We start from the raw sequence: 15,154 nt of genomic DNA on the forward strand, positions 1-15,154 counted from the left end.
TTCGCGCAACCGCCGGCCGCGCCGCCCCGAGACCATGCAAGACAAGTACTCCCCCGCCGACATCGAAGCCGCCGCCCGTGCCCACTGGCGCGCCGATGACCCCGCCACCTCGGTCTATCGCGTGAACGAGAACGACGCCCGCTTCACCAAGGGCAAGTTCTACGCGTGCTCGATGCTTCCCTACCCGTCGGGCAAGCTGCACATGGGCCATGTGCGCAACTACACGATCAACGACATGCTCGCGCGCTACCTGCGCATGAACGGGCACAACGTCCTGATGCCGATGGGCTGGGACGCCTTCGGCCTGCCGGCCGAGAACGCGGCGATGAAGAACAAGGTCCCGCCCGCGCAGTGGACCTACGACAACATCGCCTACATGAAGAAGCAGATGCAGGCGATGGGCCTCGCGATCGACTGGTCGCGCGAACTGGCCACCTGCCAGCCTGCCTACTACCGCTGGAACCAGTGGTTCTTCCTCAAGATGCTGGAAGCCGGCATCTGCGAGCGCCGCACGCAAGTGGTGAACTGGGACCCGGTGGACCAGACCGTGCTCGCCAACGAGCAGGTGGTGGACGGCCGGGGCTGGCGCTCGGGCGCGCTGGTGGAAAAGCGCGAGATCCCCGGCTACTACCTCAACATCGTCAAGTACGCCGACGAGCTGCTCGGCGCGGTCGCCAACCCCGAAGACCCGAACTACCTCAAGGGCTGGCCCGAGCGCGTGCGCCTGATGCAGGAGAACTGGATCGGCAAGAGCGAGGGCGTGCGCTTCGCCTTCCCGCACGAAATCACCGGCGCCGACGGCGAGAAGATCCAGGACGGCAAGCTCTACGTCTTCACGACGCGCGCCGACACGATCATGGGCGTGACCTTCTGCGCCGTCGCGCCCGAGCATCCGCTCGCGGTGCACGCCGCCGCCGGCAATGCCGAGCTGGCCGCCTTCATCGAGGAATGCAAGAAGGGCGGCACGACCGAGGCCGAACTCGCGCTCAAGGAAAAGGAAGGCCGCCCGACCGGCCTGACGGTCACGCACCCGATCACCGGCGCCCAGGTGCCCGTGTGGGTCGGCAACTACGTGCTCATGAGCTACGGCGACGGCGCCGTCATGGGCGTGCCCGCGCATGACGAACGCGACTTCGCCTTCGCCAGGAAGTACGGCATCGAGATCAGGCAGGTGATCGCCGTCGAAGGCGAAAGCTTCAGCCTCGACGCCTGGCAGGAGTGGTACGGCGACAAGCAGCGCGGCGTCACCGTCAACAGCGGCGCCTTCAATGGTCTGGGCTACAAGCAGGCCGTCGATTCGGTCGCGACCACGCTGCTGCTCAAGGACCTCGGCGACAAGAAGACCACCTTCCGCCTGCGCGACTGGGGCATCAGCCGCCAGCGCTACTGGGGCACGCCCATCCCCATCATCCATTGCGACGACTGCGGCCCGGTGCCCGTGCCCGAGAGCGACCTGCCCGTCGTGCTGCCGGAAGACTGCATCCCCGACGGCAGCGGCAATCCGCTGGCGAAGAACGAAGCCTTCCTCAAGTGCTCGTGCCCCAAGTGCGGCAAGCCCGCGCGCCGCGAGACCGACACGATGGACACCTTCGTCGACAGCTCCTGGTACTTCATGCGCTACACGCTGGCGAATGACGCGCCCGGCTACGACGCCGCGATGGTGGACGGCCGCACCGACTACTGGATGCCGATGGACCAGTACATCGGCGGCATCGAGCACGCGATCCTCCACCTGCTGTACGCGCGCTTCTGGACCAAGGTGATGCGCGACCTCGGCCTGACGAAGGTGAGCGAGCCCTTCACGAAGCTGCTGACGCAGGGGATGGTGCTCAACCACATCTACTCGCGCCGCACCGACAAGGGCGGCATCGAATACTTCTGGCCGCATGACGTCGAGAACGTGGTGGACGCGGGCGGCAAGATCACCGGCGCGAAGCTCAAGGTGGCCGTGGGCGATCTGCCGGCCGGCACGCCCATCGACTACCAGGGCATCGGCACGATGTCCAAGAGCAAGAACAACGGCGTCGATCCGCAGGCGCTCATCGACCAGTACGGCGCCGACACGGCGCGGCTGTTCACGATGTTCGCGGCGCCGCCCGAGCAGACGCTGGAATGGAACGACGCCGGCGTGGAAGGCGCGAACCGCTTCCTGCGCCGCGTCTGGGCCTTCGCGCATGCGCATGTGCACGGCAAGGCGGTGTTCGACATCCCGGCCGAGCTGACCAAGCCGCTCAAGGCGGTGCGCCGCGAGGTCCACCTCATCACGCGCCAGGCCACGTTCGACTACGAGCGCATGCAGTACAACACCGTCGTCTCGGCGGCGATGAAGCTGCTCAACACGCTCGAAGCCGCCGCGACGGCCGCCGCCGACGAGGCCGAGGCCGACGGCGCGCGCGCCGCGGTCATCACCGAGGGCTTCGGCGTGCTGGTGCGCATCCTCTACCCGGCCTGCCCGCACATCGGTCATGCGCTGTGGAGCGAGCTGGGCTACATGGCGATCCACGGCGACCTCATCGACGCGCCCTGGCCGCAGGTGGACGAGGCCGCGCTGGTGCAGGACGAGATCACGCTGGTCGTGCAGGTGAACGGCAAGCTGCGCGGCAGCATCGCCGTGCCGGCCGGCGCCGACAAGGCCGCGATCGAGGCCGCCGCGCTCGCCGACGAGAACGTCCAGAAGTTCATGGAGGGCAAGCCGGTGAAGAAGCTCATCGTGGTGCCGGGCAAGCTCGTGAACGTGGTGGTCTGACGTGGGCGCGCCGGTGTTCCCGCAAGACGACGGTCTGCAAACGCTTGCAGGCGCGCGCGATGGCGCGGTGGTGCCGGCACGCGACTCGGCGGCGCTGCCCGACGCCCGCCGGCGCGCGCTGCTCGGCGGCGCGGCGCTCGGACTGGCGGCGGCGCTGTCGGGCTGCGGCTTCCGCCGGCGCGGCACGGCCGAGCTGCCCTTCGGCACGCTCTACCTCGCGGTGCCCGACGGCTCGGCGCTCGGCGCGGAACTGCGGCGCAACCTCGTGCACGGCAGCAACGTGACGATCGTGAACGAGCCGGGTCAGGCCGAGGCGCGCCTCGACCTCCTCGGCGAGAACCGGCGGCGCGAGATCGTGTCGTACAACGCGGCCGGCCGGGCCCGCGAATACCGGCTCTACTACTCGGCCAGCTATCGCGTGAGCGACGGCAAGGGCCGCGACTTCGTGCCGGTGTCGGAGCTGACGCTCAAGCGCGACACGACCAACATCGAGGACCAGATCCTCGCCCAGGAAAGCCAGGAAGCCTTCCTGTACCGCGACATGCAGACCGACATGGCGCAGCAGATCGTGCGCCGGCTGGCGCTCATCAAGCGCTGATCGGGCCGGGCTCGCGGCCGGCGCGCCGCGAGCCTCCGGCCGGGTCCGGGCGCGCCGGCGCCCGACCGTCATCTCGTCACGCCCGATCGGGCACCAGGAGCTAACGATGGCCAGACTCGCACTCATCACTGGCGGCTCGCGCGGACTGGGCGCCGCCTTCGTCGCGCAATTGCAGGCCGAGGGCTGGGAGGTGGTCGAGTTCTCGCGCGCGGCCCCGCATGCCTGCTCGGTCAAGGTCGATCTCGGTGCCCTCGCAGCGAGCGGGCCGGTGCTGGACGCGAAGCTGGCCGAGCTGGCCGCGCGCGACTGGGACGAGGTGCTCGCGGTGCTCAACGCCGCGACGCTCGCGCCGATCGGCCCGACGGCGCGCAAGCCGCCGGCCGAGGTGCTCGGCAATCTCGATCTCAATCTCAAGGCGCCGGTGCTGTTCGCGGCGCTGTTCGTGAAGCACTTCCAGCGCCATGCGGCGCGCAAGCTGCTGGCCAACATCTCGTCGGGCGCGGCGCTCAAGGGCTATGCGGGCTGGTCGCTGTACTGCGCGGCCAAGGCGGGGCTGGAGAACCACGTCCGCTCGATCGCGCTGGAGCAGGCGGGCGAGGCGCATCCGGTGCTGGCGGTGAACGTCGATCCGGGCGTGATGGACACCGAGATGCAGGCGGCGATCCGCGCGACCGGCATCGACGACTTTCCGGCGGTCGAGCGTTTTCACGGCCTCCAGGCCGCCGGCATGCTGCGCGCGCCCGAGACGGTCGCCGTGATCATCCTCGGCGAGCTGGCCCGCGTGACCGAGGGCGGCGGCCGCATCGACACCGCCACGCACCGCTGACCGGCGCCTGCCGGCCGCACGCCACACCACACACCCGCCAGCACCGTCACGCTGACGCACCGAACCCGCTTCCGACATGCCTCTTCTCCGTCTCGACGATCTCCCCGGCCATCTCGCCCAGTCCGCCAAGGCGGGCCGGCTCGCGCCGCTGTACGTGGTGGCGAGCGGCGAGCCGCTGTTGCAGATCGAGGCGGTGGATGCGATCCGCGCCGCCGCTCGCCGCTGCGGCTACAGCGAGCGCGAGGTGACGACCGTCGGGCCGCGCTTCGACTGGAGCGGCTTCACGAATGCAAGCAGCAGCCTGTCGCTGTTCGCCGACCGCAAGCTCGTCGAACTGCGCATACCCTCGGGCAAGCCGGGCAAGGACGGCGGCCAGGTGCTGCAAGCCTTTGCAGCCGGTCTGCGCGATGACGACGATTCGCTGCTCACGGTCATTACCCTGCCGCGCGCCGACCGCGAGATGCGTGACACCAAATGGTTCGGCGCGCTGCTGAACGCCGGCCGCGTGCTCCAGATCGAGCCGGTCGAGCGCCCCGCCCTGCCGCAATGGATCGCGCAGCGGCTCGCGGGCCAGGGCCAGACCACGACGCCCGAGGCGCTGCAATTCATCGCCGATCGGGTCGAGGGCAACCTGCTCGCGGCGCACCAGGAAATCCTCAAGCTCGGCCTGCTGCATCCCGAAGGCCGGCTCGACACCGAGGCGGTAAAGGACGCGGTGCTCAACGTCGCGCGCTACGACGTGTTCAAGCTGAGCGAGGCGCTGCTCGGCGCCGACGCGCCGCGCTATGCGCGCATGCTGGCCGGCCTCGAAGGCGAAGGCGCGGCGCTGCCGCTCGTGCTCTGGGCCGTGGCCGAGGACCTGCGCACGCTCTGGCGTCTGCGCACGGCGATGGACGCCGGCCGGCCGGTGGGCGTGGCGATGAAGGAACTGCGCATCTGGGGCGTGCGCGAGAAGCTGCTGCCGAAGGCGGTGGCGCGGCTCGACAAGGCCACGATCGGCGACGCGGTGCGCAAGTGCGCCGCGCTCGACAAGATCGCCAAGGGGCTGCCGCAGGTGGCCGCCGAGGAAGGGCTGACGGGCGACGTGTGGGCAGACCTGCTCGCCCTTGGGCTCGGGCTCATGAACACCGGCGGCGCGAAGGCGGGTGGCGGAACCGGTGCGGGCGTGCACGGCGATGGCCAGCCCGGGCGCGCCGGAACCGGCGCGCCCGGCAGCGGCTCCGGCAGCGGCTCCGGCGGCGCGACGACCGGCCGCGAGCGGCCCGGCGCCGACCGGGGCGCGAACGCGGCGGCGGCACTGGCCGCGTTGCGTCGGCCGCCCGGGCGGCCCGGACGCTGATCCGACAGGCGCGCCGACGGCCGGGTCCGCCGGTCAACTCGTTCGGCCGCCACCGTTCAGCGCGCCGCCGGCTCCGGCAGCTTCCACGCCGCCACCCAGTCGATGTCGTAGCGCGCCGGCACTGGCGTGTCGGCATCGGCGCGGCCGACCATGCTGCCGCCGACCGCGAGGTTGAGCAGCAGATACATCGGCCGGTCGAAGCCGGCGGGCGTGGCGATCTGCGCGACCGGCCGGCGGTCGATGAACCAGACGATGCGCTCCGGCGTCCACAACGCGCCGAACAGGTGGAAGCCGTTCCACGCATCGGGCAGCCGCGTGCGGCAGCCACCGTGGCCGCGCCTGCCCTCGGGCAGGCTCCAATGCGCGGTCGTCACCATGAGTTCGGGTTGCTGGCCCACGACTTCGAGGATGTCGATTTCCGGTGGCCAGACGCGCTCGGCCGACAGCATCCAGAACGCGGGCCAGAGCGCCTTGCCGGCCGGGATGCGCGCGCGCATCTCGAAGTAGCCGTAGCGCTGCACGAAGCTTGCGCGGGAGCTGAGCAGGCCCGAGCTGTAGTCGAAGCCGGGCAGCGCCGTCGCCACGCGCGCGGGCAGACGCTCGGCCACGATCGACAGCACGCCGTTCTCGACGCGGAAGGGGTCGAGAACGAGCGGCGCGCCGGTGCCGGCGGTGAATCCGGGGTCGGCATAGACCTGCTGCTCGCGGTTGCCGGGCAGCGTGCGGTTGCGCGGCTGGTCGGCGCCGCGCCAGCCGCCGGTGACCGGATCGCGGCCGAGGTCGAAATGGGGCAGCCAGCCGGCGTCGCCGAGGACGAGACGGTCGAAGTCGTCGCGGAAGCTGAGGTCGAGCGCGAGCGGCGCGGTGACGGCACCGGTCTCGACCTGGCCGCAGCGGCCGACCGGCGCGGCGCCGACGGGAATGGCCAGCTCGATGCGCTCGGCGATGCGGGTGGGAACGGACGCCGGGCGCGGGCCGAGGTCGGAACAGGCTGCGAGCACGAGGGCGAGCCAGGCGCCGGCGAACGCAAGCGCGCGTCCGAGGGCGGCGCGCGGCGACGCGGCGCAGAAGGGGGCGAGACACATGGCGGAGGGTCGTGCATGGCGACCGGCGTGGAGGAGCGGCGACCTTGCCGCGCCTGGCACGGCGCGCCAAGGCAATGCGGCACGGCGCCGACCGTCAGGCTGCGAGCCAGACGCGCGCGATCGCGTCGGCGTCGACCGGCGCGCCAGTGTCGACGCGGATCGCGCGGGCGGCTTCGTCGGCGCCGAGCGGTTCGCGCGTCGCCTGCTGGCGCGCGAGCACGGCGGCGTCGGCTTCGGACGGGTCGCCGCCGGCGGCGGCGCGCATGGCGATGCGCTCGCGCAGCACGGCCGGATCGGCGTCGCAATCGAGGATGAGCGACGGCAGGCCGCGCGCGACGGCAATCGCGCGGAAGGCGTCGCGCTCGGCGCGGCGCAGGCAGGCGGCATCGATGACGACCGGCCAGCCGGCGTCGAGCAGACCGCCCGCGAGCGCGCCGAGCCGGTCGAAGGTGGCGCGCGTGGCATCGGGCGTGTAGATGCCGCCGGCCGCCGCGAGCGCCGCGCTGGCCTGCGAGCGGGCGTCGGCCGCGAGGCCGAACAGCCGCTTGCGCTCGACATCCGAGCGCAGCCGGATCGCGCCTGTGCGCTCGACGAGTTGCAGCGCGAGTCGGCTCTTGCCGCTGCCCGACAGGCCGTGGGTGACGAGCAGGCGCGCGTCGGCGGGCAAGGCGAATGCGGGAGTGGCGGCCGCGCTCGCCACGGCGGCGCCCGCCATCGGTCCGGCGGCCGCCCGCGTCAACGCCTCGGCCAGCGCGAGGTAGTCCGGCCCGCCGCCACCGGGCGTGAGCCGCGCGACCAGTGCCCGCACCAGCGCGCGCTCGACGAGATGGAAGCGCAGCGCCGCGACGCCCGCGAAATCGCCGCCGCGCGCGAGCCAGCCGTCGAGCAGCCGCCAGCCGAGGTCGGCGCGGCCGCGCGCGATCAGGTCCATGACCGGGAAGGCGAGGTCGGCGATCGGGTCGAGCGCGCGTAGCGCCGGATCGAATTCGATGCAGTCGAAGGGCAGCAGACGACCATCGAGCAGCACGAGGTTGGCGAGGTGCAGATCGCCGTGGCAGTCGCGCAGGCGGCCTTCCGCGCGACGGCGAATCCACAGCGGCGCGAGCCGGGCAGCCTCGCGGATGAGCCAGGCGCGCAGGGCGGCGAGGCGGTCGCCGTCCCTGTCGTCGTGTCCGGCCGGATTCGCGTCTGCCGCCTTCGCTGCCGCGGTGGTGCCCGCTTCCGCCGCCGCGGCTTCCGCTGCCGCGAGCTGATCGAGCAGCGCGAGCGCCGCCACCCGCGGCGCGTCGGCTGGCGCGCTGGCGGGCGCGGCATCGCGGTGGAAGTCGGCGAGCGTGACGGCAAGGCCGTCGATGAGCGCGCCGTCGAGCCGCCCGGCCATGAGCAGTTCGCCGCCCAGTGCGCCGGCCGGGAACTGGCGCAGCCGCACCGCGTGATCGACGACCGCGCCGCCCGCGTCGCGCAGCGGCCGCACGCCGAGATAGAGCGCGGGCGCGAACCGGCGGTTGAGCCTCAGCTCCTCGGCGCAAAGCCGTTCGCGCAGCGCCGGCGTGCTCGCGTCGAGGAAGGGCAGGCGCAGCGGCTTCTTGAGCTTCCAGGCGCAGTCGCCGTCGAGCAGCAGCCACGATATGTGGGTTTCGAGCAGGCGCGGCGGCAGTCCGTGGCGGCGCGCAAGTTCGGCGGCAAAGGCGACGATGTGCGGCGGCAGGCAGGCGAGGTCGGCGGGCAGTTCGTCGGCGATCCGCCCGGCATCGGCGGCCGACGGAGTGTCGATGGCCGGCGCGCCAGCCGATGCCGGCAGGGCCGCGCCAGGCGGGCGATGGCCGGGGCCGGCGGTCCCGCTCGATTCGTTGTCATCCATGTCGTGCTCCGCGAATGCCTCGTCCCGATGCTCGCGCCCATCGCGCCGCCCGGCATCGCCGCCGCGCGCGCCGGCTTGATGCAGCCCAAGCCGCGCCGCGCGACTCGACTAACATCCGGGGTTTCCCCGCCATGCCCGCAGGCCCGCCATGGACAGCAAGACCGACATCGTCACCACCCTGCGCCAGATCGGCGCCGCCGCGCGCGCCGCGAGCCGCCTCATGGCCCGCGCCGACACCGCGCGCAAGAACGCCGCGCTGCTGCACATCGCCGCCGCCATCCGCGCCCAGCGCGCCGAACTGAAGGCCGCCAACGACGCCGACGTCGAGGCCGCCCGCGCCGCCGGCCTCGCGCCGGCCCTCGTCGAACGCCTCGTGCTGAGCGACAAGGCCATCGACACCATGGCCGAGGGCCTGGAACAGATCGCCTCGCTTGCCGACCCGATCGGCGAGATCAGCAACCTGCGCTTCCGCCCGAGCGGCATCCAGGTCGGCCAGATGCGCGTGCCCCTGGGCGTCATCGGCATCATTTACGAAGCCCGCCCGAACGTGACCGTCGATGCCGCCGGCCTGTGCATCAAGAGCGGCAACGCCACCGTGCTGCGCGGCGGCTCGGAGGCCATCCGCTGCAACACCGCGCTGGCGAAGCTCGTGCGCGACGGCCTCGCCGCCGCCGGCCTGCCCGAAGACGGCGTGCAGGTGATCGAGACCACCGACCGCGCCGCCGTCGGCGCGATGATCACCATGCCCGAGTACATCGACGTGATCGTCCCGCGCGGCGGCAAGGGCCTGATCGAGCGCATCGCGCGCGAGGCGACGGTGCCGGTCATCAAGCATCTCGACGGCATCTGCCACGTCTACATCGACGACGAGGCCGATCTCGACAAGGCGGTGCGCATCGCCGACAACGCCAAGACCCAGCGCTACGCGCCCTGCAACACGATGGAGACGCTGCTGGTCAACGCCGCGATCGCGCCCGCCGTGCTGCCGCCGCTGTGCCGCATCTACGAAAGCAAGGGCGTCGAGCTGCGCGTCTGCGCCGACACCCGCGCGGTGCTGGAGGCAGCCGGCTTCAGCGGCCTCGTCGACGCGACCGAGGAAGACTGGCGCACCGAATACCTCGCGCCGATCCTCTCCATCAGGCTGGTGGCCGACGTGGACGCGGCGATGGACCACATCAACGCCTACAGCTCGCAGCACACCGAGGCGATCGTCACCGAGAACTACTCGAAGGCGATGCGCTTCCTGCGCGAGGTGGATTCGTCGTCGGTGATGGTCAATGCCAGCACGCGTTTCGCCGACGGCTTCGAGTACGGGCTGGGCGCCGAGATCGGCATCAGCACCAACAAGCTGCATGCGCGCGGGCCGGTCGGCCTCGACGGGCTCACGTCGCTCAAGTACGTGGTGCTCGGCAGCGGTCAGGTGCGCGTCTGAGCGCGGTGAACCGCGACGCCGGCCGGCACGGCCACGGCCCCGCCGATGCGCCGGCGCCGCTGTCATCGCCCGCCTTGCCCGCCGGCGCCTCGCCACAGCAGCGCGCGGCGCGCTGGCTGCTCGGGCTCGTCATCGCGCTCGGGCTGATCCGGCTGTTCACGCTGGGCGCCTACGTCCTGTACGACACGACCGAGGCGCGTTACGGCGAGGTCGCCCGGCTGATGCTCGCCACCGGCGACTGGATCACGCCGCAGAACGACCCCGGCGTGCCGTTCTGGGCCAAGCCGCCGCTCTACGCCTGGGCCGGCGCGGCGTCGATGGCGATCTTCGGCGTCAATGAATTCGCGGTGAGGCTGCCGTCGCTGCTGTTCTTCGCCGGCGCCTGCGCGATGGTGTTCGCCTGGGGCCGCGCGCTCGTGCCGCCGCCCGCCTACCGGCCGTCCGCGCCGGGCCTCGGCTATGACGCCGCCGGCCGTCATGCCGCCGCCGCCGCGCACACGGCGCTCGGCCGCGCGACCGGGCTGGCCGCCGTCTTCCTGCTCTCGACCATGCCGCTCGCCTTCGTGAGCGCGGGCGCGATCATGACCGAGGCCTCGCTGCTGTTCTGCACCACCTGGCTGCTCGCGGCATACCGCTTCGCCGTGGTGGCCCGCGCGCGCGGCGACGCGCCGGCCGCGCCGGTGTGGCGCTGGGGTTTCTTCGTTGCGGCGGGGCTGGGCATGCTGGCCAAGGGGCCGGTGGCGCTGGTGTACGCCGGCATGCCGATCTTTGCCTGGACGCTGCTGCGCAACCGCTGGATCGACCTGTGGCGCGGCCTGCCTTGGGTTCGCGGCACGCTGCTCGCGGCGCTCATCTGCGCGCCCTGGTACATCGCGGCCGAGATCCGCACGCCGGGCTACTGGGAATACTTCTTCATCGGCGAGCACTACAAGCGCTTCACCGAGCCGGGCTGGACTGGCGACCGCTATGGCAACGCCCACACCGAGCCGCACGGGCAGATCTGGATCGACTGGCTCGCGGGCGCGGCGCCCTGGGCCGAGGCGGCGATCGTGCTCGGGCTGATCGGCGGCGCGCGCTGGCTGCGCGGGCTGTCGGGCAACAACGCCGATCGCCAACCGGTGCCGTGGTCGGGCGACGAGCTGTTCTATCTCGTGCTCGGTGCCGTCTGCGCCCAGGCCTTCTTCACGATGTCGGGCAACCTGATCTGGACCTATTCGCTGCCGGCGCTGCCGCCGCTCGCGCTGCTGCTGGCGCCGTGGTTCGCGGGGCAAGACCGGTTCGCGCCGGCGCTGCGACGGATGGCGATGGTGCTGCCGCTCGTGTTCGCGGTCGGCTTCTGGGGCTGGGCGCCGAAGTACGCTGACGGCCGCTCGGTCGCGCGGCTGGTGGCCGACTGGCGCGCGGCCTCGGTGGCGGCGCCGGGCGAGCTGGTGTTCGTGCGCGACGGGCTGCCGCATTCAGCCAAGTTCTATTCGCGGGCGACGGCGCGCGCCGTGGGTGACGACGAAGGCCTGGCGCTGGCCGACGGGCCGGACACGGTCTATCTGGCCTTCAGCCATGACGATCCGAAGGGGCCGGCCATCGCGCCCGAGCTGGCGGCGCGCTTCGGCGACCGCATCGAGCTGATCGGCAGTTACCGGCATTACGCGCTGTTCCGGCATCGCGGGCGGTGAGCTGCGGCTAGACTGGCGGGTTTTCGTCGCCGGACGCGCGCATGGACACCGCCTATCTCTGGATCAAGACCTTCCACATCGTCTTCGTCGTCAGCTGGTACGCGGGGCTGTTCTACCTGCCCCGGCTTTTCGTCTATCACTCGCTCGCTTCCGACCCGGTCGGGATCGAGCGTCTTCAGACCCAGGAGCGCAAGCTCTACTGGGGCATCATGACCCCGGCCGCGGTGATCGCCATCGCGCTCGGGCTCGTGATGTGGCTGGGCTATCCGATGTGGAAGCTGCCCGGCAATGGCTGGATTCACGCGAAGGCCAGCCTCGTGCTGATCCTCGTTGCCGTGCATGTGTACCTCGGCAAGCTGATGATCGATTTCCGCCATGGCCGCAACCGCCATGGCCATGTGTTCTACCGCTGGCTCAACGAAATCCCCGCGCTGCCCATCCTCATCGGTGCCGTCGCGCTCGTGATCTTCAAGCCGTTCTGAAAGCGAGCCTGCCATGGCCGATCAAGACAACGATTCCCGCGACGACGACAACAAGCCGTCGCGCCCCACCCTGTCGCGCCCCGAGCGCAAGGACGATTCCTGGGACACCGGCACGCGCAGCGGCCCGCGCGCGCGCAAGGCGCTCGAACGCGCCCGCGAAGCCAGCCCGCCCCGCCCGCCGCGCGACGAACGTCCGGCGCGTGACGACAGCGCGCCGCGCGACCGCGCCGACGGCGGCTATCGCAACCGTGACGCGGGTGGCTACCGTGGCCGTGAAGGCAGCGGCTCGGGCGAGCGCCGCGAAGGTGGTTTCCGCGAACGCGGCGAGCGTGACTTTGGCGATCGCAAGCCTTACGGCGAGCGGCGCGAGGGCAGCTTCGCGCCGCGTGGCGACCGGCCGCGTTTCGATCGCGAGGGCGGGGATCGGCCGCGCTTCGATCGTGAAGGTGGGGATCGGCCGCGCTTCAACCGCGAAGGCGGTGATCGGCCGCCGTTCAACCGCGAAGGCGGCGACCGTCCGCCCTTCCGTGGCCGGGAGGAAGGCGGCTTCCGCGAGCGTCGTGAAGGCGGCGGCTTCGGCGAGCGCCGCGAAGGTGGTGCGCGCGAAGACCGTCCGTTCCGCGAGCGTGGCGAGCGCGATTTCGGTGACCGCAAGCCCTTCGGCGAGCGTCGCGAAGGCGGCTTCCACGAGCGCGGCGATCGCCCGCGCTTCGATCGCGAACGTGGCGACCGCCCGCGTTTCGAGCGTGACGGCGGTGATCGTCCGCGCTTCAACCGCGAGGGTGGCGATCGGCCGCCGTTCAATCGCGAGGGCGGCGATCGCCCCCCGTTCAACCGTGAAGGCGGCGACCGTCCGCCCTTCCGTGGCCGCGAGGAAGGCGGCTTCCGCGAACGCCGCGAGGGGAGCGGCTTTGGCGAGCGCCGCGAGGGTGGTTTCCGCGAAGGCGGCAACCGCGAGGACCGCCCGTTCCGCGAGCGCGGCGAGCGCGATTTCGGTGACCGCAAGCCTTTCGGCGAGCGTCGCGAAGGCAGTTTCCGCGAGCGCGGCGATCGTCCGTTCCAGGAGCGTGGCGACCGTCCGCGTTTCGATCGCGAAGGCGGCGACCGGCCCCGCTTCGAGCGCGACGGCGAGCGTCCGCGCTTCAACCGCGAGGGCGGAGATCGCCCGCCGTTCAAACGCGAAGGCGGTGACCGCCCGCCCTTCCGTGGCCGTGACGAAGGCGGCTTCCGTGGCCGCGAAGGCGGCGGTTTCGGCGAGCGCCGCGAAGGCGGTTTCCGCGAACGCGACGGCGGCGACCGCAAGCCCTTCCACGAGCGCGGCGATCATCCGTTCCAGGAGCGCGGCGACCGTCCGCGTTTCGATCGTGAAGGTGGCGACCGCCCGCGCTTTGACCGTGAGGGCGGTGATCGTCCGCGCTTCAACCGCGAGGGTGGCGACCGCCCGCCGTTCAACCGTGAAGGCGGCGACCGTCCGCCCTTCCGTGGTCGTGACGAAGGCGGCTTCCGTGGCCGCGAAGGCGGCGGTTTCGGCGAGCGCCGCGAGGGTGGCTTCCGCGAACGCGGCGAACGCGACGGCGGCGACCGCAAGCCCTTCCACGAGCGCGGCGACCGCCCGTTCCAGGACCGTGGCGACCGTCCGCGCTTCGAGCGCGACGACCGCCCCCGTTTCGACCGTGACAGCGATCGCCCGCGCTACAACCGCGAAGGCGGCGACCGCCCCCGCTTCGAGCGCAACGAACGCCCCGCCGGCGCCCGTCCGGCGCCCGCGCCCAAGCCCGCGCCAGCCGGTCTGGCCGAAGGCATCGCGCGCTGGTTCTCGCCCTGCCCGCGCGGCCTCGAACCCGTGCTGCGCGACGAACTCGTCGCCATCGGCGCTGGCGACGTGGCCATCGTCCCCGGCGGCGTGAAGTTCACCGGCGACCACCGCCTCGGCATGCGCGTCAACCTCGAATCGCGCATCGCCAGCCGCGTGCTGCGCGCGATCCACGACGCGCCCTACCGCGACGAGCACGACCTCAACGCCATCGCCGCCGGCATCGACTGGGCCGCCTGGTTCAGCCCCGAATGCACGATCAAGGTCGAACTCGTCGCCCAGCGCTCGCCGCTGCGCAGCCTCGAATTCACCACGCTGCGCATCAAGGACGCGATCTGCGACCGCTTCCGCGACGAGACCGGCGAACGCCCGAGCATCGACACCTCGACGCCCGACGTGCGCATCAACGTCTTCTGCGACGAGCGCGACGCCACCTTCTATCTCGACACCAGCGGCGAAGCGCTGTTCAAGCGCGGCTGGCGCCTCGACAAGGTGGCCGCCCCGCTGCGCGAGAACCTCGCCGCCGGCCTCATCGCGCTGGCCGGCTGGACGGCCGACAAGCCGCTGCTCGACCCGTTCTGCGGCAGCGGCACCATTCCGGTCGAGGCCGCGCACATCGCCTTCGGTCGAGCGCCGGGCCTGGAGCGCGAATTCGCCTTCCGCCACCTCGCCGGCTTCGACGGCAAGGTCTGGGATGCGCTGCTCGCAGATGCGCGCGCGCGCATCAACGACGAAGCCGACGCGCGCATCTTCGGCGGCGACATCTCCATCGCCGCCCTGCCCGCCGCCAAGGCCAACGCCGAACGCGCCGGTGTCGAGATCGAATGGCGCCAGATCGACGCCCGCCAGGCCGAACCGCCCACCGCCGAGCCCGGCCTCATCCTCTGCAACCCGCCCTACGGCGAGCGCATCCACGTGCGCGGCCGCCCGGTGGAGCAGGAAGACGGGGACGACCGCGAGTTCTTCGAGGAATTCGGCCGCGCGCTCAAGGAGCGCTTCACCGGCTGGCGCGTCGCCATCCTGTCGAGCGACCCCAACATCGTCGGCAAGCTGCGGCTCAAGCCTTCGCGCAGCATTGCGCTGTTCAACGGCGCGCTTGCCTGCAAGCTGCACATCTTCGAGATCCACGCCAACTCGGGCGCCGACTTCGACGCGGAAGAAGCCAAGGCGCTCGGCAACCGGCTCGTCGAGGATGACGCCGATGTCGAGGACAGCGCCGCCGAAGATGACGTTACCGTCGAGAGCGTGGTCGTCGAAGGCGACTTGAGCGTCGAGGACAACGCCGACGAAGCGACCGCC

Annotated in this window: 10 protein-coding genes and 1 pseudogene; 8 read left to right on the forward strand and 3 right to left on the reverse strand. The window is 71.7% G+C overall.

Annotated elements, in window-relative coordinates; genetic code table 11:
- Positions 1-34: 34 nt before the first annotated feature.
- The 4 genes from leuS (at position 35) to holA (ending at position 5,509) form a co-directional block, all read left to right on the forward strand.
- Positions 35-2,746: a leucine--tRNA ligase gene (gene leuS, locus H566_RS0102150; protein WP_028310133.1), complete on the forward strand. Its 2,712-nt coding sequence runs from the start codon at positions 35-37 to the stop codon at positions 2,744-2,746.
- 13 nt (positions 2,747-2,759) lie between these two features.
- Positions 2,760-3,344: an LPS-assembly lipoprotein LptE gene (locus tag H566_RS0102155; RefSeq protein ID WP_245591264.1), complete on the forward strand. Its 585-nt coding sequence runs from the start codon at positions 2,760-2,762 to the stop codon at positions 3,342-3,344.
- Between the two features lie 106 nt (positions 3,345-3,450).
- Positions 3,451-4,170: an SDR family NAD(P)-dependent oxidoreductase gene (locus tag H566_RS22415; protein ID WP_051377877.1), complete on the forward strand. Its 720-nt coding sequence runs from the start codon at positions 3,451-3,453 to the stop codon at positions 4,168-4,170.
- A 76-nt stretch (positions 4,171-4,246) separates the two neighbouring features.
- Positions 4,247-5,509 carry a DNA polymerase III subunit delta gene (gene holA, locus H566_RS22420; protein ID WP_156924269.1) on the forward strand — a complete coding sequence of 421 codons (1,263 nt, stop codon included), beginning with the start codon at positions 4,247-4,249 and terminating at the stop codon, positions 5,507-5,509.
- A gap of 56 nt (positions 5,510-5,565) precedes the next feature.
- Here the strand turns inward: holA and H566_RS22425 are convergent, their stop codons facing one another.
- Both H566_RS22425 and H566_RS0102175 read right to left on the reverse strand, forming a co-directional pair.
- Positions 5,566-6,594, reverse strand: coding sequence for a glycoside hydrolase family 16 protein (locus H566_RS22425; RefSeq protein WP_051377879.1), 1,029 nt, complete (start codon positions 6,592-6,594; stop codon positions 5,566-5,568).
- A 94-nt stretch (positions 6,595-6,688) separates the two neighbouring features.
- Positions 6,689-8,455 (reverse strand): bifunctional aminoglycoside phosphotransferase/ATP-binding protein, encoded by a 1,767-nt coding sequence (locus H566_RS0102175; protein WP_084544668.1) that lies wholly within the window; start codon positions 8,453-8,455, stop codon positions 6,689-6,691.
- A 148-nt stretch (positions 8,456-8,603) separates the two neighbouring features.
- Between H566_RS0102175 and H566_RS0102180 the strand changes: the two genes are divergently transcribed.
- Genes H566_RS0102180 through H566_RS0102190 form a run of 3 tightly spaced genes read left to right on the forward strand, consistent with a single transcriptional unit; the run spans position 8,604 to position 12,042 of the window.
- Positions 8,604-9,887, forward strand: a complete 1,284-nt coding sequence (locus H566_RS0102180) for a glutamate-5-semialdehyde dehydrogenase (protein ID WP_034410308.1) — start codon at positions 8,604-8,606, stop codon at positions 9,885-9,887.
- 5 nt (positions 9,888-9,892) lie between these two features.
- Positions 9,893-11,560, forward strand: a complete 1,668-nt coding sequence (locus H566_RS22430) for an ArnT family glycosyltransferase (protein ID WP_051377881.1) — start codon at positions 9,893-9,895, stop codon at positions 11,558-11,560.
- A 41-nt stretch (positions 11,561-11,601) separates the two neighbouring features.
- Positions 11,602-12,042: a CopD family protein gene (locus H566_RS0102190; RefSeq protein ID WP_028310137.1), complete on the forward strand. Its 441-nt coding sequence runs from the start codon at positions 11,602-11,604 to the stop codon at positions 12,040-12,042.
- Here H566_RS0102190 and H566_RS29315 read toward each other — a convergent pair.
- The gene (locus H566_RS29315) at positions 12,029-13,966 is read right to left on the reverse strand and encodes a hypothetical protein (protein ID WP_169732481.1); all 1,938 of its coding nucleotides are present in this window, start codon (positions 13,964-13,966) and stop codon (positions 12,029-12,031) included. The two genes, H566_RS0102190 and H566_RS29315, sit on opposite strands and share 14 nt — an antisense overlap.
- Here H566_RS29315 and H566_RS29320 point away from each other — a divergent pair.
- Positions 13,886-14,992: pseudogene (locus H566_RS29320) on the forward strand (THUMP domain-containing class I SAM-dependent RNA methyltransferase); the annotation flags it as partial. The gene H566_RS29315 and the pseudogene H566_RS29320 sit on opposite strands and share 81 nt — an antisense overlap.
- Positions 14,993-15,154 lie beyond the last annotated feature (162 nt).

It is taken from the genome of Derxia gummosa DSM 723 (assembly GCF_000482785.1).
In the GTDB taxonomy this organism is placed as follows: domain Bacteria; phylum Pseudomonadota; class Gammaproteobacteria; order Burkholderiales; family Burkholderiaceae_E; genus Derxia; species Derxia gummosa.

Bases quoted from the DNA above. Each gene is read 5' to 3' on its own strand.
- leuS (WP_028310133.1), top strand. From the start codon at position 35: ATGCAAGACAAGTACTCCCCCGCCGACATCGAAGCCGCCGCCCGTGCC.
- H566_RS22415 (WP_051377877.1), top strand. From the start codon at position 3,451: ATGGCCAGACTCGCACTCATCACTGGCGGCTCGCGCGGACTGGGCGCC.
- holA (WP_156924269.1), top strand. From the start codon at position 4,247: ATGCCTCTTCTCCGTCTCGACGATCTCCCCGGCCATCTCGCCCAGTCC.
- H566_RS22425 (WP_051377879.1), bottom strand. From the start codon at position 6,594: ATGTGTCTCGCCCCCTTCTGCGCCGCGTCGCCGCGCGCCGCCCTCGGA.
- H566_RS0102175 (WP_084544668.1), bottom strand. From the start codon at position 8,455: ATGGATGACAACGAATCGAGCGGGACCGCCGGCCCCGGCCATCGCCCG.
- H566_RS0102180 (WP_034410308.1), top strand. From the start codon at position 8,604: ATGGACAGCAAGACCGACATCGTCACCACCCTGCGCCAGATCGGCGCC.
- H566_RS0102190 (WP_028310137.1), top strand. From the start codon at position 11,602: ATGGACACCGCCTATCTCTGGATCAAGACCTTCCACATCGTCTTCGTC.